Consider the following 21,068-nt stretch of genomic DNA (forward strand, 5'->3'; position numbering starts at 1 on the left):
CGGAACGAACGCGGTTCGACAACCTGACCGGGCAGCCGATCAGGCCTACTCGGCCCCGCCAAAGCGTTCGGACCATTCGGCGACCTGAACGTCCTCGATCTTCCTGAACAGGACCTCGGCGGCCTGAACGGTCTGGCCGAGCGGCAGGGCCGTGATCCAGTCCTCGCCGGGCGCGGGCCAGGTCAGGTCGGTGGCGCCGACGCTGGCGGCGATCTTGACCGCCGAGAAGGGCATGACCGGCGCGGCAAGACGGGCGAACAGGGCGACGAGGTTCAGGCCCATCCGCACGCCGACCGCAGCCTGGGCCGGATCGGTCTTGAACGCGGTCCAGGGCGCCGCGACCTGCAGATACTCATTGCCCAGCACCCAGACGGCGCGCAGGGCCTGAGCCGCCTTGCGGAACTCCATGGCCTCGAAGGCCGCGGTGGCCTCGGCGATCCCGGCGTTGACGTCCTCGATCAGCTTGGCCTCGACCGGACCGGCCTCGCCGCCCTCGGGGACCACGCCGCCGAACTTGGACTCGGTGAACTTGACGATGCGGTTGACGAAATTCCCCAGCACATCGGCCAGGTCTTTGTTCGTCGTCGACTGGAACTGCTCCCAGGTGAAGGCCGCGTCCGAGCCTTCGGGGCCATAGGCCGTCAGGTGCCAGCGCCAGTAGTCGGCGGGCAGCAGTTCCAGCGCCTGATCCATGAAGACGCCGCGCTTCTGGCTGGTCGAGAACTTGCCGCCGTACCAGTTCAGCCAGTTGAAGGCCTTCAGCGTATCGACCGTCTTCCACGGTTCGCCCGAGCCGAGGATGGTCGCGGGGAAGCTGACGGTGTGGAAGGCGACGTTGTCCTTGCCCATGAACTGGACGTAGCGAACGTCTTCGGCGCCGGCGTCCAGACGCCACCAGTCACGCCAGGTCGTGCCGTGTTTCTCGGCCCACTCCTGGGTGGCGCCGATGTATTCGATGGGGGCGTCGAACCAGACGTAGAAGACCTTGTCCTCCATGCCCGGACGCGGGAAGCCGTCCTTGACCACCGGAATGCCCCACGACAGGTCGCGGGTGATGCCCCGGTCGATGAGGCCTTCATCGAGGTGCTTGTAGGCGATGGATTTCGCCAGGGTCTGCCAGTCGTCCTTGGAGGCGATCCAGTCGCGGATCGGCTGCTCCAGCTTCGTCTGCAGCAGATAGAGGTGGCGGGTGTCGCGGACCTCGAGGTTCTTCGAACCCGAGACGGACGAATAGGGATCGATCAGGTCGGTCGGGTCGAGCAGGCGGCCGCAGTTGTCACACTGGTCACCGCGCGCCTTGGGATAGGCGCAGTGGGGGCAGGTTCCCTCGACATAGCGGTCAGGCAGGAAGCGGGCGTCGTCGATGGAATAGATCATCCGGTCGACGCGTTCCTCGATCAGGCCGTTCCGCTCCAGCGCCTCGGCGAAATGCTGGGTCAGGCGATGGTTCGGCGGATTGGAGGAGCGGCCGAAATGGTCGTAGCTCAGGCCGAAGGCCTCGCCCGCCGCCTTCTGGATCTGGTGCTGCTCGTCGCAATAGGTGCGCACGTCCTGACCGGCGGCGGCGGCGGCCAGCTCGGCCGGGGTGCCGTGCTCGTCGGTGGCGCAGATATATAGGACGTCATGGCCCTGACCGCGCTTGAACCGGGCCCAGACGTCGGCCGGCAACATGGAGCCCGCCAGATTCCCCAGGTGCTTGATGCCGTTGATGTACGGCAGGGCCGAGGTGATCAGGATGCGGGCCATGGGAATCCGGTCGTATGGGGAAGGCGTGGGATATAGAGTGGGCGGGCGCGTCCGTCACCTGTGAGCCGTCCGGAGATCCGCCCTGGCCGTCATTCCCGTCGTCAAATGCGAGCGGATGTCCCGCTCGGTGCTGTTCTACACCTGGATTCTGGACTTCAAGCTGGCGCACATCTTCCCCGGCCCGACGGACCCGGCCTACGCCATCCTGACGCGCGACGGCGACGAACTGCACCTGTCCAGTCAGGCGGACGACGGGATCGCGGGCCAGACGGTGCTGGTCCTGACCCGCGACATCGACGCCGACTTTGCGGGCATGAAGGAGCGCGGCTTCGTCCCACCCGACCGCGAGGAGTCGCCCCTGCATCAGGGGCCGGTCGACCAGACCTGGGGCACGCGCGAGTTCGCCGTCGACGACCCGGACGGCAATACGATCTGCTTCGTGCAGCGCTGAGGCGCCGCCTTACCGCGACTTAACTTGCGCGCGATCCACAACCGACGTTCACTCAATCAGAAGGGGAGGTCGCCATGGGGTCTGACATCAAGTCGAGCTACGGGCTCGGATGGGGGTTCGCCCTCGCCTTTCCGCTGGTCTTCCTGCTGCCGCCGGTCGTCGAGTTCATCCAGCATGTGATCGAGTGGCGGCTCGGCGTCTTCGACAGCGTCCAGAAGGCGGAGGCGCTGTCCAACCATCCGGTCCGGCTCGGGTTCGGCTTCGTCAAACTGGCGTCCCTGCTGGTGGTCGGCCTCTGGATCGCCCGGTATCGGCACAGCGGCGGCGACCGCAAGCTGGCGGGCAAGGTCACCGGTGGCCTGTTCGCCGCCTTCCTTCCCGTGATCGTCGTGGCCCTGGCCTGGGAGGGCGCCCAGATGGCGGCGGGGCCGTGGCTCAGCGCGGCGAGGCTCGGTCAGGTCGGATCGATCGCCGCCGGGATCGGCCTGTTCATCCTCGGCGCGGTGTTTCAGGTGCTGACGGCGGGCTGGCGCGTGGGCGTGCCCCTGCGCGACCGGCGGATGGGTTTCTTCGGTTCGATCTGGAAGGGGCTGAGGGTGCTGCCGGCCGGGCTGCTGATCTATTTCGTGGTCTTTCTGCCCCTGCTGGTGCTGCACACGGGGCTCAACGTGGCCATGGCCCTGATCGGGCTGGGGCCGACGCTCTGGGTCCTGTTCGGCGTGGACGCCCTGCTGGTCGGCTATATCGCGACGGCGGTATGGGGGGTCTATGACGCCATCTACCGGCGCGGGTTGGCCGCCGCCGGTCAGGCGCCCGTGACGCTGGCGGCCTGAACCTCAAGACGGCGCGCGACGCGGACGAACCGGCCGGTGAGCAGGGCCGAGGACACCAGGCTGGCGATGATCACCGCCCAGACCAGTCCGTTGACGCCCAGATGGTGGGCCAGAACCCAGCCCACTGGCATCATCACCAGGGTGTAGGCGCCGAAATGCATGATGGTCGGCCACCAGACGTCGCCCGCCGCGCGGTTAGCGCTGGCCGAGACCACCTGAATGCCGTCCGCCACGAAGAACAGGGTGGCCAGAACCAGCGCCGGGGTCACCACCGCCAGCAGGGCAGGATCGCGGTTGTAGGCGCTGGCCACCACGGGGGCGAAGAGCCACAGGCCGATGGCGACGATGATGGTCAGGACGCTGACCACGCCCAGCCCCACGAGACCGGCCCGCAGCACGCCGCGTCCGTCGCGCGCGCCGTACGACCGCCCGACCAGCACCGCGGTCGCCGCTGACAGCCCCATGGGGACCATGAAGACGATGGCCGAGACGTTGAGCACGATGGCCCAGGCCGAGGTCTCGATCGCGCCCAGCTGGCCGGCGATGAAGGTCATGGCGGCGAAGGCGCCGACCTCGATGAAATAGCTGGAGCCGGCGCCGTAGCCGACCTTGCGCTGCTCGCGCTCGGCCAGAGGATCACGCGAAGGCTTGAGGAAGACGCCCAGTTCCCGCGCCTCGGGCAGGCGGACGATATAGATGATCAGGAAGACGGCCAGCGAGGTCCGGGCCGCGAAGGTCGCCCAGGCCGAGGCGGCCGCGCCATGGATGCCGAGGCCGAGAACGTCGGGCACCAGCAGCAGGTTGAGCGCCAGATTGATGCCGTTGGCCACCCACATGGCCCACATCCCGGCCTTGGGCTTGTGCAGGGCTTCCAGGAAGAACTGGGCCGCGACGCTGACCAGATAGCCGGGCATCGACAGGGCGAAGATGCGCAGGGCCGGGCTGGCGCCGTCCGCCAGACCGTCGGCCAGACCCGCATGCTGCAGACCCAGCGGCCCGAGCAGCAAGAGGACCAGCATGGCCGCGATCCCGAGTTGCAGCGAATAGGAGACGCCGCGCCTGAGCACCGCGCCGACCTCGGCCCGCCGCCCCTCGCCGAGGAAGCGGGCGGTCATGACCTGCACCCCCATCATCAGGCCGACGGCGGTGGTCACCACGATGCTCATGGGGGCGAGCGCCAGCGAACTGAACGCCAGCTCCCGCGCCGAATAGTTGCCGACCACGATCACGTCGGTCAGGCCCATGGTCATGATGCCCAGACGCGCGAGGATCACCGGCCAGGCGAGGCGCAGCAGGTCTTTGGTCGCGGTTTGGGAAGTCGAGCTCAACATGGGACGCGGCACGGACCACGGACGGGAGCCGGGGTCAACACAGGGGATGCTTATGGATGGATAAGCCGCGGCGGGCTAAGGAGCGCGAATGACCCTTCGCCCCCTCTTCGTCACCCAGGTCTATGAGGCCACCCTCGCCACCACGCCGGGGTTCGAGGAATTCAACGCTGACCTGTCGGACGCCTGCCGCATGCTGGCCGACGAGGACGGCGCCGGCCGCGCCTGGTGTAAGGCCAACGGCTATCGCGGCTATACCTCCTATGGCTCGCTCAACGACCTGCCGCTGCGCTTCCCCGAGTTCGCCGAGCTGAAGAAGCATCTGGACCGCCACGCCCTGGCCTATGCCAAAGCGCTGAATTTCGATCTGGCGAAGAAGCCCCGGCTCGAAAATCTCTGGGTCAACATCCTCAAGCCCGGCGGCGGCCATACCGGCCATATCCATCCCCACGCCTTCCTGTCGGGCACCGTCTATGTCGAGGTCCCGGACGGCGCCTCGGCGCTCAAGCTGGAAGACCCGCGCCTGCCGATGATGATGGCGCGACCGGGCGTGACCGAGGACGCGCCCGAGGCCGAGAAGCCCTTCGTCTATCTGGCCCCCTCGGCGGGCACGGTGCTGATGTGGGAAAGCTGGCTGCGCCACGAGGTGCCGACCAATCAGGCGAAGTCCGAGCGAATCTCGATCAGCTTCAACTATGCCTGACCGTCAGGCCGTGTAACCTTCGCCGCGCACCGGACGAAGACGCCTTTGACCGTGACGGATCGTGAAGCCCATCTGAAAAGCCTGATGCTCCGCGGTCTCGACGGCGACGCGGCGGCCTGGCGCGTGCTGCTCACCGACCTGGGCGGCTATCTGCGCCCCTATTTCCGGGCCCGCCTGTTCGACGGCGGCGCCGACGCCGAGGACCTTGTGCAGGAAACCCTGATCGCCATCCACGCCAAGCGCGCGACCTGGGACCCGTCCCAGTCGTTCAGCTGCTGGGCCTGGGCGATCGCTCACCACAAGCTGGTCGACCATCTGCGCCGTCGCGGCCGCCGCCCGACCCATCCGCTGGAGGAGGCCTCTGCCCTGTTCGCCGATCACACGGTCGAGGACGGGGCGACGAAGGCGGACCTGAGCCGTTGCCTGTCCCTGCTGCCCGCTCGCCAGCGCAGGCTGATCGAGGACGTGCGGCTGAAAGGGCTCTCGGTCGCCGAGGCCGCTGAACGCCACGGATATTCCCTGACCGCCGCCAAGGTCTCGATCCACCGCAGCCTCAAGACGCTGAACGCGAAATTCGCCCCGGTCATGCAGGAGGCCGTCGATGAAGACTGACGACCTGATCCAGGCCCTGGCCGCCGACCTGCCGCCCGCGCGCCGTCTCGACCGGCGGCTGCTGCTGTCCCTGATCCCCGCCGCGATCGTGGTGCTGGTCACCGTGGGACTGTGGCTCGGCTATCGCGACGACCTGATGGCGGCCATGCGCGGCCCGGTCTTCTGGGCCAAGGCGGCCTATACCACCGTCATGGCCGGGGCCGGCTTCTGGCTGCTGGACCGGCTGGGCCGCCCGGGAGCCAGTCCGAAGGGTCCGCTGATCCTGCTGGCCGCCGTCCTGACCCTGGCGGTCGGTCTGGGTCTCTATGAGCTGTTCACCCTGCCGATGGCCGAGCGAATGCCGGCCATGATGGGCGACAGCGCCCACGTCTGCGCGCCGAACATCGCCCTGCTCAGCCTGGTGGCCGCGCCCTTCGTCTTCTGGGCCGCCCGCGCCTTCGCCCCGACCCGGCCGATGCTGGCGGGCGCCGCGGCGGGTCTGCTGACCGGGGGGCTGGCCACAACGCTCTACGGCCTGCACTGCCCCGAGCATGCTGCCGCCTTCGTGGGCCTCTGGTACACGATGGGAATGGCGATGGCGGTGGCGGCGGGCGCCGTCATCGGGAAGTTCGCCTTCCGCTGGTGACTATCCGGCGGTGAGGGCCGGCCAGGCCTTCATCGCCGAGGTCACGACCGAGTCCAGTTCCTCACGCCCCGCCCCGCCCTTGGCGCTGAGGCTCAAGCCCTTGTGGATCGCGGCGTAGAACTGCGCGACGGCCTGCGCGTCCGTGCCCGGCGACAGCTCGCCCTCGGCGATCCCCTTCCGGATGCGGGCGGCCAGGGTCTCCGTGGTGCTGGCCCGGATCTCGCACAGGCGGGCGGCGAGTTCGGGCGACATTTCCCCGGCTTCGGCGGCGGTCTGGATGACCATGCAGCCGCTCGGCACGTCGCCGTCGGTGAAGATGCGGGCGGCGTTCCTGAGCAGGCCCTCGACGCTCTCGCGCGCCGTCGCCGCCTGCATCACGCCCCAGAAGCCGCCGCTGAAGCTCGATACATAGTGGTCGATGGCCTCGCGATAGAGACCCTCCTTGGAGCCGAAGGCGGCGTAGAGGCTGGGCGAGGCGATGCCCATGGCGGCGGTCAGCTCGCTCATGGACGCGCCGGCGTAACCCTTCTCCCAGAACAGGCGCATCGCCTGTTCCAGGGCCTGGGTGCGATCGAAACTGCGGGGGCGGCCCCGGGTGGCTGCGGGGGCGCCATCAACGGATAGCGACATTCGGACCTCATTTTGTACTGACCGATAAATAATCCCTTGCGCTCCCGAGGCAAGCTCCCCAGCTAGTTCTGTGCCGATCGATACAGAATTGGCTGAACGCAACAGGATCACCGCCATGAGCACCTCCTCTCTCCCCCTTTCCGGCAAACGCGCCCTCGTCACCGGCGGCGCGCGCGGCATCGGCGCGGCCATCGCCCGCCAGCTGGCCGCCGACGGCGCCGACGTCGCCATTACCTATGAGAAGTCCGCCGAAAAGGCCGAGGCTCTCGCCGCCGAAATCCGCGCCCTGGGCCGCACGGCCGTCGCTATCCAGGCCGACGCCGGCTCCGTCGAAGGGCCGAAAAAGGCCGTGGCCGACGCTGTCGCCGGTCTCGGCGGCCTCGACATCGTCGTCAACAACGCCGGGATCGCCGGCGGCGCCCTGTTCGCCGACCAGTCGGTCGAGGAGATCGAGGCCCTGCTCAACGTCAACGTCCGCGGCGTCTTCCTGACCAGCCAGGCGGCCCTGCCCCACCTCGGCGAAGGCGGCCGGATCATCTCGATCTCCAGCGTGCTTGCCCACCGCGTGCCCTTCCCCGGCGTGACCGTCTATTCGGCGACCAAGTCGGCGCTGGAAGCCTTCACCCTGGGCCTGTCGCGCGAAGTCGGCGCCCGCGGCATCACCGTCAACATGGTCAAGCCCGGCGCCACCGACACCGACATGAACCCGGCCGACGGCCCGAACGCCCCGACCATGCTGGCGGGCATCTCGCTGGGCCGCTACGGCGAGCCGTCGGAGATCGCCTCCGCCGTGGCCTTCCTGGCCGGTCCGGGCGCCAGCTACATCACCGGCACCAGCATCCTGGTCGACGGCGGCATCGGCGCCTGATCGACGCCTGAAAGCAGCGGGACCGGCGGCCATTCGTCGCCGGTCCCAGCTACCCTCTGGTCAAGCGACACCTGAAATGTGATCGTTCTCAACGGAAACGTCCCGTGGAAGAACATCAATGGTCGCCACACGCCTGATCGCCGTCTTCGGCACCCTTTCGCTCGCCTTCGCGGCCTCGCCGACGGCGGCGCAGATCGCCTCCCCCGACCCCGGCTTCCTTCATGCGCGAGGGACCGAGATCGTCGACGGTCAGGGGCGTCCGGTCATCCTGCGCGGCATGGGTCTGGGCGGCTGGGTGCTGCAGGAGGGCTATATGCTGCAGCTACCCGAACTGGGTCAGCAGCACATCATCCGCGCCCGCATCGCAGCCCTGATCGGCGAGGAAAAGACCGAAGCCTTCTACGCCGCCTGGCGCGCCAACTACGTCACCAAGGCCGACATCGACGCCATGGGCCGCTGGGGTTTCAACTCGGTGCGCGCGCCCCTGCACTACGACCAGCTGACCCTGGCCGGCGACCGCGAGCCGACGCCGGGAACCGACACCTGGAACGAGGCGGGGTTCAAACAGATCGACGACCTGATCGGCTGGGTGAAGGCCAACAACATGGTCCTGATCCTCGACCTGCATGCCGCGCCGGGCGGTCAGGGGACCGACCTCGCCATCTCCGACCGCGATCCCTCGAAACCCTCGCTATGGGACAGTGCCGAGAACCGCCGCAAGACCGTCGCCCTGTGGCGCAAGCTGGCCGAACGCTATGCGAACGAGCCCGCCGTCGGCGCCTATGACATCATCAACGAGCCCAATTGGGATTTTGAGAAACCGGGCGGCGGTCACGGCTGCGAGGAGACGACCAACGCCCCTCTTCGCTCCCTGACGATGGAGATCACCGCCGCGATCCGCGAGGTCGACCGGCGCCACCTGATCGTCATCGAGGGCAATTGCTGGGGCAACAACTATCGCGGCGTCCTGCCCGTCTGGGACGACAACATGGCCCTGAGCTTCCACAAATACTGGAACGCCAACGACGCGGCCTCCATCGCCGACATCGTGCGGCTGCGGGACGACAATCAGGTCCCGATCTGGCTGGGCGAGTCGGGCGAGAACTCCAACACCTGGTTCCGCGACGCCATCCGTCTGGTCGAGGACCAGAACATCGGCTGGGCCTTCTGGCCGCTGAAGAAGATCGGCTTCAACCAGCCGCTGGAGGTCGTGCCCAACCCCGGCTGGGCGGCTCTGGTCGCCTGGCTGACCGGCAAGGGCCCCGCCCCGACGCCCGCCGAGGCCGAGGCGACCCTGATGCGGATGGCCGAACACGACATCCGCTTCGAGAACAACACCGCCCACCCCGACGTCATCGACGCCATGCTGCGCCAGCCGCATTCAGATGCGACGCGGCCCTTCGCCGACCACCGCATCGGACGCCGACCCGCCGTCATCCCCGCCGCCGACTACGACCTCGGCCGCGCCGGCCACGCCTGGGCCGACACGCGCGACGCCAGCTATGAGACCCCGAGCCAGAGGATCTGGTGGAACACGGGCCGCACCTGGCGCAACGACGGCGTCGACATCGCGCGTGATGCGGACGGGTCGCCCTACGTCACGGAGTTCACCACCGGCGAATGGCTGCGGTACTCGGTGACGGCGGAGGCGGCGGGAGAGCGGACGGTGACGGTGTCGGTGCGGAGCGGGACGCCGGCCCGGCTGTCGATCAGCCTGAACGGCGCGGCGCCGATGCAGGTCGCGGTTCCGGCTTCGTCCGACTGGCACGACATTGCCAGCCCGGCCCTGCCCTTCGTTGCCGGGACCAACACCCTGATCCTCAAGGTCGAGCATTGCGACGCCTGTACGGTGCGCAGCCTGACGGTCGCGGCTGACTGAGGCCGTTCGCCCTCAAAACGCCCCCTGCGTCCGCTAGCTCATTTGCCACCCGGCGCGGGGATCGCTACATCCCGCGCCAGTTTCCCCATTCCGATGAACCCGAAGGGCGCACCGCTCCCCATGGCGCAGCAATATATTTTCCAGATGCAGGGTCTGACCAAGACCTTCCCCGGTGGCAAAAAGATCTTCGAAAACATCTGGTTGAGCTTCTACAACGACGCCAAGATCGGCGTCGTCGGCGTCAACGGCTCGGGTAAGTCCACCCTTCTGAAGATCATGGCCGGCCTGGACAGCGAGTTCACCGGCGAGGCCCGGGCGGCCGATGGCGTCAAGCGCGGCTATCTGGAGCAGGAGCCCCACCTCGACGACGCCCTGACCGTTCGCGAGAACGTCGAGGCCTGGTGCGAAGAGAAGCAGTGGGTCAACCGCTTCAACGCCATCGCCATGGAAATGGCCGAGGAATACTCGGACGAACTCATGGAGGAGATGACCGCCCTTCAGGAGAAGATCGACGCCGGCGACGTCTGGGACATCGACAGCCGCATTGAAATGGCCATGGACGCCCTGCGCTGCCCGCCGGACGACTGGATGACCACCAACCTGTCCGGTGGTGAAAAGCGCCGCGTGGCCCTGGCCCGCCTGCTGCTGTCCAAGCCCGACATGCTGCTGCTCGACGAACCGACCAACCACCTGGACGCCGAATCCGTCGCCTGGCTGCAGCACCACCTGGAAGCCTTCCCGGGCTGCGTCATCCTGGTGACCCACGACCGCTACTTCCTCGACCTCGTCACCAAGTGGACGCTTGAGCTCGATCGCGGCAAGGGCATCCCCTACGAAGGCAACTACTCCGGCTGGCTGGAGCAGAAGCAGAAGCGCGTCGTGCAGGAGCAGTCGGAATCCGAAGCTCGCCAGCGCGCCCTCACCCGCGAACTGGAATGGGTCCGTTCGGGCGCCAAGGCCCGTCAGGCCAAGTCCAAGGCCCGTCTGGCCGCCTATGAGAAGATGGTCTCCGAGCAGGAGAACTCGCGTCAGGCCCAGACCCACGCCGTCATCCAGATCCCGCCCGGCCCGCGTCTCGGCAACGTCGTGCTGGAGGTCGAAGGCCTGCAGAAGTCCTATGGCGACAAGGTCCTGTTCGACAACCTGACCTTCAAGCTGCCGCCCAACGGCATCGTCGGCGTCATCGGCCCCAACGGCGCCGGCAAGTCGACCATGTTCAAGCTGATCACCGGCCAGGAAACGCCCGATGGCGGGACGGTCAAGGTCGGGGAGACGGTCAAGCTGGCCTATGTCGACCAGTCGCGCGACGCGCTCGACCCCAACAAGACCATCTGGGAAGAAGTCTCCGGCGGCACCGACGTGATGCTGGTCGGCAAGCGCGAGATCAACACCCGCGCTTATGTCGGCTCGTTCAACTTCAAGGGCGGCGACCAGCAGAAGAAGGTCGGTCAGCTGTCGGGCGGTGAGCGCAACCGCGTCCACCTGGCCAAGACCCTGGCCACCGGCGGCAACCTGATCCTGCTCGATGAACCGACCAACGACCTGGACATCGAGACCCTGCAGAACCTCGAAGAGGCGCTGGAAGAGTTCGCCGGTTGCGCCGTGGTCATCTCCCACGACCGCTGGTTCCTCGACCGTCTGGCGACCCACATCCTGGCCTTCGAGGGCGACAGCCACGTCGAATGGTTCGAAGGAAACTTCGAAGCCTATGAAGAAGACAAGAAGCGCCGCCTCGGCGCCGACAGCCTGATCCCGCACCGGATCAAGTTCCAGAAGTTCGGGCGCTGATTTCAATCGGCTCCGATGTGAACGGCCTCCCTCGCGGGAGGCCGTTTTCGTTTCGGGTGGCGTCTGCCAACGGCCAGCGTAAGTTGAGGCCATGACCACCCGTCCCGCCGTCCTGATCATGCAGCGCCACCTCGGGCAGCTAACGCCGTTTCTGGAGGGGGCTTACGACGTCTATCGCTTCTGGGAGGGACCGCCGGCGGAGGTCGAGGCGCGGATCGGGGCGATCATCGTCGCGGGAGAGTTCGAACTCGACAAGACGCTGATCGAGCGGCTGCCGAACCTGAAGCTGGTCGCCTGTTTCACCTCCGGGTACGATCGCATTGACGTCGACTGGTGCCGGGCGCGCGGCCTGCCGGTGACCCATGCGCCGGGCGTCAATCACGAGGATGTCGCCGACCACGCCATCGGCCTGATCCTGGCGGCGCGGCGCAAGATCGTCGAGGGCGACCGCCATCTGCGCGCCGGAGAATGGACGCCGGAGACGCGCATCCTCACCCCCTCGCTGAAGGGGCAGAAGGTCGGGATCGTCGGTCTTGGCCTGATCGGTCAGGCCGTGGCCCGCCGCGCCGAGGCGATGCGGATGGCTGTGCGCTGGTGGGGTCCGCGCGACCGGCCCGCCGACTGGCCGCGCGCGGCGTCCCTGCTGGAACTGGCGAAGGACAGCGACATCCTGGTGGTCGCCTGCCGCGTGGACGACAGCAACACCGGTCTGATCTCCAAAGAGGTCATCGAGGCGCTCGGCCCGTCAGGCCTTCTGGTCAATGTCTCGCGCGGCCAGGTGCTGGACGAGCCTGCGGTGATCGCGGCGCTGAAGTCGGGGGCCCTGGGTCAGGCGGCGCTGGATGTCTTCACCCACGAGCCGGTCGATCCGACCGACTGGGCGGACGTGCCCAACACCGTACTCACGCCCCACACCGCCGGGGCCACGACCGAGGCGGTGCAGGGCATGTTGATGCTGATGGTCCAGAACCTGGCGGCGGTCTTCGCCGGCGAACCGCTGAAGACCGCCATCCAGGACTGAGATTTACTCGCCGGAGGGCGGCTGCATGCCGCCGCCGTCCGAGGGCGGCATCATCCCGCCACCGGGGCCGCCCGGACCGCCCTGACCACCGCCCGGACGCATCATGCCGCGCATGGCCTGCAGCTCTTCCGGGGTGACCGTGCCGTCATGGTTGGCGTCCATGCGCGCGAACACCTGGCCGATCATGGCGTGATACTCGTCCAGGGTGACCGTGCCGTCATGGTTGGCGTCGGCGCGCTCCATGCCGCGGCCGGCGCTCATCATGCTGCCGGGGGTCGGGGGCGGGGTCAGTTCGGCGCCGGTCAGGGAGCCGTCGTGGTTGGCGTCGAGGTTGTGGAAGCGGGCGTCGGACCGCTCCTGCATCTGGGCCAGGGTGAAGGGGCCCATCTGGGCCATCCCGCCCATCATCCCGCCGCCCGGACCCTGCTGGGCGGAAGCGGCGAAGGGGACGGCGGCCAGGACGGCGGCGGCCAGAACGGTGGGGGCGAGAGCGAGGCGGATCATGGAAAATCTCCTGAGGACTCCCTTTGAACGAGGGCCCTGCGGCCTTCCGTCGCGGGAATTCGACCAATATCGCGGATCCGGAAACGCCGCCTGCGTTTACCGCTTGCCAAATCATATAAGGATATCTTTATATGAAACCCATGAGCCTCTCCGCTGATCAAACCATCGACGCCCTGCGCGCCGCCGGCGAGCCGACACGGCTGCGGGTGTTGTCGCTGCTGACCGGCGAGGAGCTGTCGGTCATGGAGCTGTCGCGGGTGCTGCAGCAGAGCCAGCCGCGCGTCTCGCGCCATCTCAAGCTGATGGCCGACGCCGGTCTGATCGAGCGTTTTCCGGACGGCGCCCGGGTCTTCTATCGCATTTCTTCGGACCCCCTGGCCCGACGCCTGGTCGAGACGGTGCTGGACCTGCTGGACGATTCCGAGGGCGAGGACGACCACCGCCGCCTCGACCAGGTTCGCGACGAACGCGCCGCCGCCGCCGCCGCCTATTTCGAACAGGTCGCGCCCCAATGGGACCGCATCCGCTCCCTCTATGTCGCCGAGACGGCAGTGGAGAGCGCGGTCGAGGCCGCCGCCGGTCCCGGCCCGTTCGAGCGCGTCGTCGACCTGGGCACCGGTTCAGGCAGGATGCTGACCCTTCTGGGCAAGAAGGCGAAGATGTCGGTGGGGCTGGATCTCAGCCACAACATGCTCAACATCGCCCGGTCGAACGTCGCCCGCGCGGGCGTGGAGCGGGTGGAGCTGAGGCACGGCGACATCTTCGCCACCCGCCTGCCCTCGGCCAGCGCCGATCTGGTGATCGTGCACCAGGTGCTCCACTACCTCGCCGACCCTCACGCCGCCGTGGTCGAGGCCGCGCGGCTGGTCGCCCCGGGCGGCCGCATCCTGATCGTCGACTTCGCCCCGCACGAGATGGAATCCCTGCGCGAGGAGCATCAGCACCGCCGCCTCGGGTTCGGAGCTGAAGAAGTCTCCGGCTGGCTCGCCGACTGCGGCCTCAAGGCCCTGCCGACCGTGGCCCTGCCGCCCGACGCCGACGGCCTGACCGTCACCATCTGGACCGGCGTGCGCGCCGCCTCCTCCGATTCCCGAAAGGCCGCCTGATGGCTTCCGCCGCTCCGCAGCCCGAACGTCCCTCCGGGACCCTGGCCGCCGCCCGGGCCCTGCTGCTGTCGCCGCTGGGTCCCGTGGCCCGCGCCGGTGACAACGCCAACCCGGTCAAGGTCTCGTTCGAATTCTTCCCGCCCAAGACCGACAAGGCCGAACAGACCCTGTGGGAGGCGGTGCGCCGGCTGGAGCCCCTCAATCCCGCCTTCGTCTCGGTGACCTACGGCGCCGGCGGTTCGACGCGCGAGCGCACCCACCGGACCGTCCAGCGGATGCTGGCCGAGACCAGCCTGCGTCCCGCCGCCCACCTGACCTGCGTGGAGGCCTCACGCGACGAGGTCGATGAGGTGATCGAAAGCTACAAGGCCATCGGGGTCGATCACATCGTCGCCCTGCGCGGCGATCCTCCGGGCGCATCTGACATCGGCGGCGCCTATACGCCCCGCGCCGACGGATACGCCAACGCCACCGAACTGGCCCGCGCCGTCAGCCGCGTCGGCGGCTTCGACATCTCGGTCGGCGCCTATCCGGAGAAGCATCCGGAGAGCCCGTCGATCGACCACGACATCGACGTCATCAAGGCCAAGATCGACGCCGGCGCGACCCGGCTGATCAGCCAGTTCTTCTTCGACATCGACGCCTTCCTGCGCTTCCGCGACCGCATCCGCTCGGCCGGGATCACCGCGCCCCTGCTGCCGGGCATCATGCCGGTGTCCAACTTCGCGGGCCTGCAGCGGATGAGCGCAGCGTGCGGCGCCTCGGTGCCCCAGTGGCTGGCCAACCATTTCGACGGCCTGGACGACGACCCCGAGACCCGCAAGCTGCTGGCCGCCTCGGTCGCCGCCGAGACCTGCGCCCGGCTGCAGGAAGAGGGTTTCCAGGACTTCCACTTCTACACCCTGAACCGCGCCGACCTGGTCTATGCGATCTGCCGCGTGCTGGGCGTCCGCGAACAGAAGGCCGTTGCGTAAGATGACCTCCCCTCTCACCCGCGCCGAACGTATCGCCGCCCTGCACAAGGCGGCGAAGGAACGCATCCTGGTCCTCGACGGCTCCTGGGGCGTGATGATCCAGCGTCGCGGCCTGGAGGAGCACGACTTCCGCGGCGACCGCTTCGTGACGGCCAACGGCTATGACGAGCGCGAGCAGATGAAGGGCAACAACGACATCCTGTGCATCACCCGCCCGGACATCATCGGCGACCTGCACGACCAGTATTTCGCCGCCGGCGCCGACATCTCCGAGACCAACACCTTCTCCGGCACGGTCATCGCCCAGGACGACTACAGGCTGGACGCCCAGGCGGTCTGGGACATCAATCTGGAAGGCGCGAAGCTGGCCCGTGCCGCCGCGGACCGCTGGACGGAGAAGGAGCCATCGAAACCGCGCTTCGCCGCCGGCTCCATCGGCCCGCTGAACAAGATGCTGTCCATGTCCTCGGACGTGAACGATCCGGGCGCGCGGCTGGTGACCTTCGATCAGGTCTATGAGGCCTATCGCCAGCAGGTGAAGGCCCTGAACGAAGGCGGCGTCGACCTCTATCTGATCGAGACGATCACCGACACGCTGAACTGCAAGGCGGCGATCAAGGCCATCAAGGACCTCGAGGACGAGGGCATGGAGGCCCTGCCGATCTGGATCTCGGGCACCATCACCGACCGCTCGGGCCGCACCCTGTCGGGCCAGACCGCCGAGGCCTTCTGGAACTCGGTGCGCCACGCCAAGCCGTTCGCCATCGGCTTCAACTGCGCCCTGGGCGCCGATCTGATGCGGCCGTTCATCGCCGAACTGAGCCGCGTCGCCGACACCCTGGTCGCCGCCTATCCCAACGCCGGCCTGCCCAACGCTATGGGCCAGTATGACGAGGAGCCGCACGAGACCGCCCACTTCATCGAGGAATGGGCCGAGGCGGGTCTGGTCAACATCGTCGGCGGCTGCTGCGGCACCACGCCCGACCACATCGCCCATGTCGCCCAGGGCGTATCCAAGCTGCCGCCGCGCCCGATCCCGGAGCGCCCGGTGGCCATGCGGCTTTCAGGCCTCGAACCGTTCGAAATGGCAGGATGACCGTCCGCGCCCGTCCTTTTCTATGGTCAAGCTCGCCGTGTCGTGATGCTCTTCTCGCATCTGCGAAAAGGGGCTGAATCATGAGTGGGACGAGACGGGCGTTTCTGACACGGTTGGCGGCTGTGGCCGGGACCGGCGGTATGTATATGGCCATGCGGGCCATGGGTCTGGTCGACGACGGCGTCGCCCATGCCGAGACCCCGTCCCTGCGCCCCGGCTCGGGCAATGGAGCGAGTGTCGTCATCCTCGGCGCCGGCGTCGCCGGTCTGTCGGCGGCTTACGAACTGAAGAAGGCCGGCTATGCCGTCACCGTGCTGGAGGCCCGCGATCGCGTGGGCGGCCGCAACTGGACTGTCCGCCGCGGCTCGAAGATCGCCCACATCGACAAACCGGAACAGACCTGCACGTTCGAGGACGGCCAGTATTTCAACGCCGGCCCGGCCCGCATCCCCAGCCACCATCAGGCCACGCTCGGCTACTGCAAGGAGCTGGGCGTCGAGATGGAGGTGCTGGTCAACCACTCCGACTCCGCCCTGGTCCAGGCCGACGGCTTCAACGGCGGCAAACCGCTGCAGATGCGTCAGGCCATCCACAATGTGCGCGGCCACGTCGCCTCCCTGCTGGCCAAGGGGGTAAGGAACGGCGGCGTCGACACGGCCCTGACCGCCGAGGATCAGGCGAAGCTGGTCGAGAACCTGATCGGCTGGGGCGGGCTGGATCCCGACCTCGCCTTCCGCCACAGCGAGGCCTCGGGCCTGATGATCGAGCCGAGCGCCGGAGACGTCGTCGGCAAGCCGCGTGACGCCATGGTCCTGGCCTCCCTGCTTCATCCCGTGGCCTGGGGGGCGCCGACCTTCCACGACATCATCGACATGCAGGCGACCATGCTCCAGCCGGTCGGGGGCATGGACCGCATCCCCATGGCCTTCGCCGAGAAGCTGGGCCGCGCCGTCACCCTGAACGCCCAGGTCACCAGCCTGAAGCGCAAGGGTGCGGGCGTGGAAGTCACATGGAAGGACCGGGCCGGCGCCAGCCACGCCGTCGCCGCCGACCACTGTATCTGCACCATCCCCTTCCCCGTCCTGGCCGGGATCGAAAACGACTTCTCGCCCAGCCGTCAGGCCGTGGTGAAAAACGCGGTCTATGGCGACTCGGTCAAGATCGCCTTCCAGTCGCCGCGCTTCTGGGAGAGCAAGGACCAGATCTACGGCGGCCTCAGCTTCACCGACCGCGACACCCTGATGACCTGGTATCCGTCCGGGCGTTTCCTGCATCCGACCGGCATCCTGGTCGCCGGCTACAGCTTCGCGGGCCCCGCGACCCGGCTGGGCTCCCTGCCCCTCGCCGAAGGTCAGGCCTATGCGCGCGAAACGGTCGAGCGGCTGCACCCCGGCCAGTCCGGCAAGCTGACCGACGGCGTCACCGTCCACTGGGGCAAAGTCCCGTTCAATCTCGGCATCGCCGGTCAGGTGGCCGAGGAAGACCCGGCGGGCTATACGCTGATGAACGATCCCGACGGCCCCTATCTGTTCGCCGGCGAGCACCTCAGCCATGTCGGCGCCTGGCAGCAGGGCGCCATCGTCTCGGGCTGGCGCGCCGTCAACGCCATCGCCGCCCGCCGCGCCAGCCAGTCTTTGGCTCAACCCGCCTGAAGGAGACCATGACCATGTTCAAGATCGCTTTCGCCGCCACCGCCGTGCTCGCAGCCGTCGCCGCCCCGGCTTTCGCCCAGACGGCGCCCGCTCCCGCCACCGCTTCGACCTCCACGATCGAGCGCACCTACCCCTCCCCTACGGCCTTCATCGCCTCGACGGTGACGGTGCCCGCCGGGACCGAGCTGATCTTCCTGTCCGGCCAGCTGCCGGACGTCGCCGACACGACCGCCCCGGCCGGGACGGTCGCCGCCTATGGCGACACCGAGACCCAGGCCGCCTCCACCTTCGCCAAGATCGAACGGCTGCTGGCCACGCGCGGCCTGACCATGGGCGACGTCGTCTCCATGACCGTCTACCTCATGGCCGCCCCCGGCTCGGAGCGGATGGACTTCGCCGGAATGATGAAGGCCTACGGCAAGTATTTCGGCACGCCCGAACAACCCAACCGCCCCTCGCGCTCGACGGTGCAGGTCGCGGGCCTCGCCGGCCCCGGCTTCCTGATCGAGGTCGAGGTCACGGCCGCTCGCACCCCCGCGGCGCCCGCCCACTAAGGATACTCCGCCTTGCGTCCCGCCTACCTCAACATCGGCGAACGAACCAATGTCACCGGTTCGGCCAAATTCCGGAAGCTGATCGTCGAGGGGAACTACACCGCCGCGCTCGATGTGGCGCGTCAGCAGGTCGAGGCCGGCGCCGCCGTCATCGACATCAACATGGACGAGGGCCTGCTGGATTCGCAGCAGGCCATGATCACCTTCCTGAACCTGATCGCGGCCGAGCCCGACATCGCCCGCGTGCCGGTGATGATCGACAGTTCCAAATGGGAGGTGATCGAGGCCGGGCTGAAGTGCGTTCAGGGCAAGCCCATCGTCAACTCTATCTCCATGAAGGAGGGCGAGGACAAGTTCCGGGAACAGGCCGTCGCCTGCCTGCGCTACGGTGCCGCCGTCGTGGTCATGGCCTTCGATGAAGTGGGTCAGGCCGACACCGCCGCGCGCAAGATCGAGATCTGCACCCGCGCCTATCGCATCCTGGTGGACGAGGTAGGCTTCCCGCCCGAGGACATCATCTTCGACCCCAATATCTTCGCCGTGGCGACGGGGATCGAGGAGCACGACAACTACGCCGTCGACTTCATCGAGGCGACGAAGGTCATCAAGGCGACCCTGCCCCACGCCCGGGTCTCGGGCGGGGTGTCGAACGTCTCGTTCAGCTTCCGCGGCAATGAGCCGGTGCGCCGGGCGATCCACTCGGTCTTCCTCTACCACGCCATCGCCGCCGGCATGGATATGGGCATCGTCAATGCGGGTGACCTGCCGGTCTATTCCGACATCGACCCGGTGCTCAGGGAAGCCGTCGAGGACGTGATCCTGAACCGGCCCCAGCGGACCAATGTCTCCAACACCGAACGGCTGGTGGACATCGCGCCCGGCTTCAAGGGTGACAAGACCGAGGCCAAGGTCGTCAATCTGGAATGGCGCAACCAGCCCGTCGGCAAGCGCATCGAACACGCGCTGGTCAACGGCATCACCGAGTTCATCGACGCCGACACCGAAGAGGCCCGACTGTCGTTCGACCGGCCGCTGCACGTCATCGAAGGTCCGCTGATGGACGGAATGAACGTGGTCGGCGACCTGTTCGGCTCGGGCAAGATGTTCCTGCCCCAGGTCGTGAAGTCGGCCCGCGTGATGAAGCAGGCCGTGGCCTGGCTCGAGCCTTTCATGGAAGCCGAAAAGGCCGGCAAGCCGCGCGAGCAGGCCGGCCGCATCCTGATGGCGACCGTCAAGGGCGACGTCCACGACATCGGCAAGAACATCGTCGGCGTCGTTCTCCAGTGCAACAACTATGAGGTCATCGACCTGGGCGTCATGGTCCCGGCCGACCGCATCCTCGACGCCGCCAAGGAGCACAACGTCGACATCGTCGGCCTGTCGGGCCTGATCACCCCGTCGCTGGACGAGATGGTCTTCGTGGCGCGCGAAATGGAGCGGCGCGGCTTCGACATTCCCCTGCTGATCGGGGGCGCCACGACCAGCCGCACCCATACGGCGGTCAAGATCGAGCCCGGCTATCATCGCGGCTCGACCACCTATGTCATCGACGCCTCGCGCGCCGTGGGCGTGGTATCGGGCCTGCTGTCGAAGACCGAGCGCGAGAAGAACGAGGCCGCCACCCGCGACGAATACGTCCGCATCCGCGAACAGTACGCCCGGGGGCAGGAGGTCAAGGCGCGCGCCTCTCTGGTTCAGGCGCGGGCCAACCGCTTCACGCCCGATCCCGCTGACCGCATGCCGGGCAAGCCGTCCTTCATCGGCGTGAAGGCGTTCGACGGCTGGGACCTTCAGGACCTGGCCGACCACATCGACTGGACGCCCTTCTTCGCCAGCTGGGAGCTGATCGGCCGCTATCCGCTGATCCTCGAGGACGAGATCGTCGGCGAGGCGGCCAAGGACCTGTTCCGCGACGCCCAGGCCATGCTGAAGACCATCGTCGAGGAGAAGTGGTTCACGGCCAGGGGCGTCGTCGGCTTCTGGCCGGCCCGGGCCCTCGGCGACGACGTCGCCGTCTTCGCCGACGAGAGCCGCACCGAAGAGATCGCCCGCTTCCACACCCTGCGTCAGCAGATCGCCAAGTCGAACGGCAAGCCGAACCTCGCCCTGTCGGACTTCATCGCTGAAGAGGGCGAGGACTATATCGGCGCCTTCGCCGTCACCGCCGGCCATGGCGAGCTGGAGATCGCGAAGAAATTCAAGGACGCCGGCGACGACTATTCCTCGATCATGGCCGCGGCCCTGGCCGACCGTCTCGCCGAGGCCTTCGCGGAACGGCTGCACAAGGAGGTCCGGACCCAGCTCTGGGGTTACATCCCCGACGAGGCCACCAGCGTCGATGACCTGATCGCCGAACAGTATCAGGGCATCCGCCCGGCCCCCGGCTATCCGGCCCAGCCCGACCACACCGAAAAGGCCACCCTGTTCCGTCTGCTGGACGCCGGTCAGAACGCCGGCATGGCCCTGACCGAGAGCTTCGCCATGACGCCCCCGGCTTCGGTCTCCGGCCTCTACTTCGGCCATCCAGGCAGCCACTATTTCGGCGTCGGCAAGATCGATCGCGACCAGATCGAGGACTACGCCCGCCGCAAGGGCTGGGACGTCGAGACCGCCGAACGCTGGCTGGCCCCGATCCTCAACTACGACCCCGGTCAGGCGGCGCGAGGGGCGGCGGCGTAAAAAACAAAACCCTCTCCCA

19 protein-coding genes are annotated in these 21,068 nt (G+C 67.7%); 15 read left to right on the plus strand and 4 right to left on the minus strand.

What is annotated here, in order from left to right; genetic code table 11:
* Window positions 1-45 precede the first annotated feature (45 nt).
* On the minus strand, window positions 46-1,746 hold the full coding sequence (gene metG, locus ACW172_RS02670; RefSeq protein ID WP_492033642.1) for a methionine--tRNA ligase: 1,701 nt from the start codon (window positions 1,744-1,746) through the stop codon (window positions 46-48).
* Window positions 1,747-1,861: 115 nt separating this feature from the next.
* Here metG and ACW172_RS02675 point away from each other — a divergent pair, with 115 nt between their 5' ends.
* Window positions 1,862-2,197 (plus strand): glyoxalase superfamily protein, encoded by a 336-nt coding sequence (locus tag ACW172_RS02675; protein ID WP_492033643.1) that lies wholly within the window; start codon window positions 1,862-1,864, stop codon window positions 2,195-2,197.
* 74 nt (window positions 2,198-2,271) lie between these two features.
* Entirely contained in the window at window positions 2,272-3,030 is a 759-nt protein-coding gene (locus ACW172_RS02680) for a hypothetical protein (protein ID WP_492033644.1), read from the plus strand.
* On the opposite strand, the gene ACW172_RS02685 is transcribed toward ACW172_RS02680, so the two are convergent.
* The gene (locus tag ACW172_RS02685) at window positions 3,003-4,361 is read right to left on the minus strand and encodes an MATE family efflux transporter (protein ID WP_492033645.1); all 1,359 of its coding nucleotides are present in this window, start codon (window positions 4,359-4,361) and stop codon (window positions 3,003-3,005) included. The genes ACW172_RS02680 and ACW172_RS02685 overlap by 28 nt on opposite strands.
* 88 nt (window positions 4,362-4,449) lie before the next feature.
* Here ACW172_RS02685 and ACW172_RS02690 point away from each other — a divergent pair, with 88 nt between their 5' ends.
* Genes ACW172_RS02690 through ACW172_RS02700 form a run of 3 tightly spaced genes read left to right on the plus strand, consistent with a single transcriptional unit; the run spans window position 4,450 to window position 6,298 of the window.
* Window positions 4,450-5,061 (plus strand): TIGR02466 family protein, encoded by a 612-nt coding sequence (locus ACW172_RS02690; protein ID WP_492033646.1) that lies wholly within the window; start codon window positions 4,450-4,452, stop codon window positions 5,059-5,061.
* A 51-nt stretch (window positions 5,062-5,112) separates the two neighbouring features.
* Window positions 5,113-5,673: a sigma-70 family RNA polymerase sigma factor gene (locus tag ACW172_RS02695; RefSeq protein WP_492033647.1), complete on the plus strand. Its 561-nt coding sequence runs from the start codon at window positions 5,113-5,115 to the stop codon at window positions 5,671-5,673.
* The gene (locus tag ACW172_RS02700; protein ID WP_492033648.1) at window positions 5,663-6,298 is read left to right on the plus strand and encodes an NrsF family protein; all 636 of its coding nucleotides are present in this window, start codon (window positions 5,663-5,665) and stop codon (window positions 6,296-6,298) included. The genes ACW172_RS02695 and ACW172_RS02700 overlap by 11 nt, the downstream gene beginning before the upstream one ends.
* Here the strand turns inward: ACW172_RS02700 and ACW172_RS02705 are convergent, their stop codons facing one another.
* Entirely contained in the window at window positions 6,299-6,928 is a 630-nt protein-coding gene (locus ACW172_RS02705; protein WP_492033649.1) for a TetR/AcrR family transcriptional regulator, read from the minus strand. It abuts the gene before it with no gap.
* Between the two features lie 115 nt (window positions 6,929-7,043).
* On the opposite strand from ACW172_RS02705, the gene ACW172_RS02710 reads away from it, so the two are divergent.
* From ACW172_RS02710 to ACW172_RS02725, 4 genes are all read left to right on the plus strand, one after another.
* Window positions 7,044-7,796: a 3-oxoacyl-ACP reductase family protein gene (locus ACW172_RS02710; protein WP_492033650.1), complete on the plus strand. Its 753-nt coding sequence runs from the start codon at window positions 7,044-7,046 to the stop codon at window positions 7,794-7,796.
* 118 nt (window positions 7,797-7,914) lie between these two features.
* Complete coding sequence (locus ACW172_RS02715; protein WP_492033651.1) at window positions 7,915-9,675, plus strand: cellulase family glycosylhydrolase; 1,761 nt, start codon at window positions 7,915-7,917, stop codon at window positions 9,673-9,675.
* Between the two features lie 120 nt (window positions 9,676-9,795).
* Window positions 9,796-11,463 (plus strand): energy-dependent translational throttle protein EttA, encoded by a 1,668-nt coding sequence (ettA, locus tag ACW172_RS02720; protein WP_492033652.1) that lies wholly within the window; start codon window positions 9,796-9,798, stop codon window positions 11,461-11,463.
* Between the two features lie 91 nt (window positions 11,464-11,554).
* The gene (locus ACW172_RS02725; protein ID WP_492033653.1) at window positions 11,555-12,484 is read left to right on the plus strand and encodes a 2-hydroxyacid dehydrogenase; all 930 of its coding nucleotides are present in this window, start codon (window positions 11,555-11,557) and stop codon (window positions 12,482-12,484) included.
* Between the two features lie 3 nt (window positions 12,485-12,487).
* On the opposite strand, the gene ACW172_RS02730 is transcribed toward ACW172_RS02725, so the two are convergent.
* Window positions 12,488-12,988 (minus strand): EF-hand domain-containing protein, encoded by a 501-nt coding sequence (locus ACW172_RS02730; RefSeq protein ID WP_492033654.1) that lies wholly within the window; start codon window positions 12,986-12,988, stop codon window positions 12,488-12,490.
* 140 nt (window positions 12,989-13,128) lie between these two features.
* On the opposite strand from ACW172_RS02730, the gene ACW172_RS02735 reads away from it, so the two are divergent.
* The 6 genes from ACW172_RS02735 to metH all read left to right on the plus strand — a co-directional run bounded on the left by ACW172_RS02735 (window position 13,129) and on the right by metH (window position 21,049).
* Window positions 13,129-14,094 (plus strand): ArsR/SmtB family transcription factor, encoded by a 966-nt coding sequence (locus tag ACW172_RS02735; protein WP_492033655.1) that lies wholly within the window; start codon window positions 13,129-13,131, stop codon window positions 14,092-14,094.
* A complete protein-coding gene (metF, locus tag ACW172_RS02740; RefSeq protein WP_492033656.1) occupies window positions 14,094-15,068 on the plus strand; it encodes a methylenetetrahydrofolate reductase [NAD(P)H] in 975 nt (324 codons plus the stop codon). Before ACW172_RS02735 ends, metF begins: the two co-directional genes overlap by 1 nt.
* A gap of 1 nt (window position 15,069) precedes the next feature.
* The gene (locus tag ACW172_RS02745; RefSeq protein ID WP_492033657.1) at window positions 15,070-16,164 is read left to right on the plus strand and encodes a homocysteine S-methyltransferase family protein; all 1,095 of its coding nucleotides are present in this window, start codon (window positions 15,070-15,072) and stop codon (window positions 16,162-16,164) included.
* Window positions 16,165-16,244: 80 nt separating this feature from the next.
* Window positions 16,245-17,816, plus strand: a complete 1,572-nt coding sequence (locus tag ACW172_RS02750) for a flavin monoamine oxidase family protein (protein WP_492033658.1) — start codon at window positions 16,245-16,247, stop codon at window positions 17,814-17,816.
* 14 nt (window positions 17,817-17,830) lie between these two features.
* A complete protein-coding gene (locus ACW172_RS02755; RefSeq protein WP_492033659.1) occupies window positions 17,831-18,370 on the plus strand; it encodes a RidA family protein in 540 nt (179 codons plus the stop codon).
* Window positions 18,371-18,382: 12 nt separating this feature from the next.
* Window positions 18,383-21,049: a methionine synthase gene (gene metH, locus ACW172_RS02760; protein ID WP_492033660.1), complete on the plus strand. Its 2,667-nt coding sequence runs from the start codon at window positions 18,383-18,385 to the stop codon at window positions 21,047-21,049.
* Window positions 21,050-21,068: the final 19 nt, after the last annotated feature.

The sequence above is a fragment of the Brevundimonas sp. ALps5 genome, from assembly GCF_058681645.1.

Excerpts from the sequence above, each read along its gene's own strand:
- metG (WP_492033642.1), bottom strand. The coding sequence starts at position 1,746 with ATGGCCCGCATCCTGATCACCTCGGCCCTGCCGTACATCAACGGCATC.
- ACW172_RS02675 (WP_492033643.1), top strand. The coding sequence starts at position 1,862 with ATGTCCCGCTCGGTGCTGTTCTACACCTGGATTCTGGACTTCAAGCTG.
- ACW172_RS02680 (WP_492033644.1), top strand. The coding sequence starts at position 2,272 with ATGGGGTCTGACATCAAGTCGAGCTACGGGCTCGGATGGGGGTTCGCC.
- ACW172_RS02685 (WP_492033645.1), bottom strand. The coding sequence starts at position 4,361 with ATGTTGAGCTCGACTTCCCAAACCGCGACCAAAGACCTGCTGCGCCTC.
- ACW172_RS02690 (WP_492033646.1), top strand. The coding sequence starts at position 4,450 with ATGACCCTTCGCCCCCTCTTCGTCACCCAGGTCTATGAGGCCACCCTC.
- ACW172_RS02700 (WP_492033648.1), top strand. The coding sequence starts at position 5,663 with ATGAAGACTGACGACCTGATCCAGGCCCTGGCCGCCGACCTGCCGCCC.
- ACW172_RS02705 (WP_492033649.1), bottom strand. The coding sequence starts at position 6,928 with ATGTCGCTATCCGTTGATGGCGCCCCCGCAGCCACCCGGGGCCGCCCC.
- ACW172_RS02710 (WP_492033650.1), top strand. The coding sequence starts at position 7,044 with ATGAGCACCTCCTCTCTCCCCCTTTCCGGCAAACGCGCCCTCGTCACC.
- ACW172_RS02715 (WP_492033651.1), top strand. The coding sequence starts at position 7,915 with ATGGTCGCCACACGCCTGATCGCCGTCTTCGGCACCCTTTCGCTCGCC.
- ettA (WP_492033652.1), top strand. The coding sequence starts at position 9,796 with ATGGCGCAGCAATATATTTTCCAGATGCAGGGTCTGACCAAGACCTTC.
- ACW172_RS02725 (WP_492033653.1), top strand. The coding sequence starts at position 11,555 with ATGACCACCCGTCCCGCCGTCCTGATCATGCAGCGCCACCTCGGGCAG.
- ACW172_RS02730 (WP_492033654.1), bottom strand. The coding sequence starts at position 12,988 with ATGATCCGCCTCGCTCTCGCCCCCACCGTTCTGGCCGCCGCCGTCCTG.
- ACW172_RS02735 (WP_492033655.1), top strand. The coding sequence starts at position 13,129 with ATGAGCCTCTCCGCTGATCAAACCATCGACGCCCTGCGCGCCGCCGGC.
- metF (WP_492033656.1), top strand. The coding sequence starts at position 14,094 with ATGGCTTCCGCCGCTCCGCAGCCCGAACGTCCCTCCGGGACCCTGGCC.
- ACW172_RS02745 (WP_492033657.1), top strand. The coding sequence starts at position 15,070 with ATGACCTCCCCTCTCACCCGCGCCGAACGTATCGCCGCCCTGCACAAG.
- ACW172_RS02750 (WP_492033658.1), top strand. The coding sequence starts at position 16,245 with ATGAGTGGGACGAGACGGGCGTTTCTGACACGGTTGGCGGCTGTGGCC.
- ACW172_RS02755 (WP_492033659.1), top strand. The coding sequence starts at position 17,831 with ATGTTCAAGATCGCTTTCGCCGCCACCGCCGTGCTCGCAGCCGTCGCC.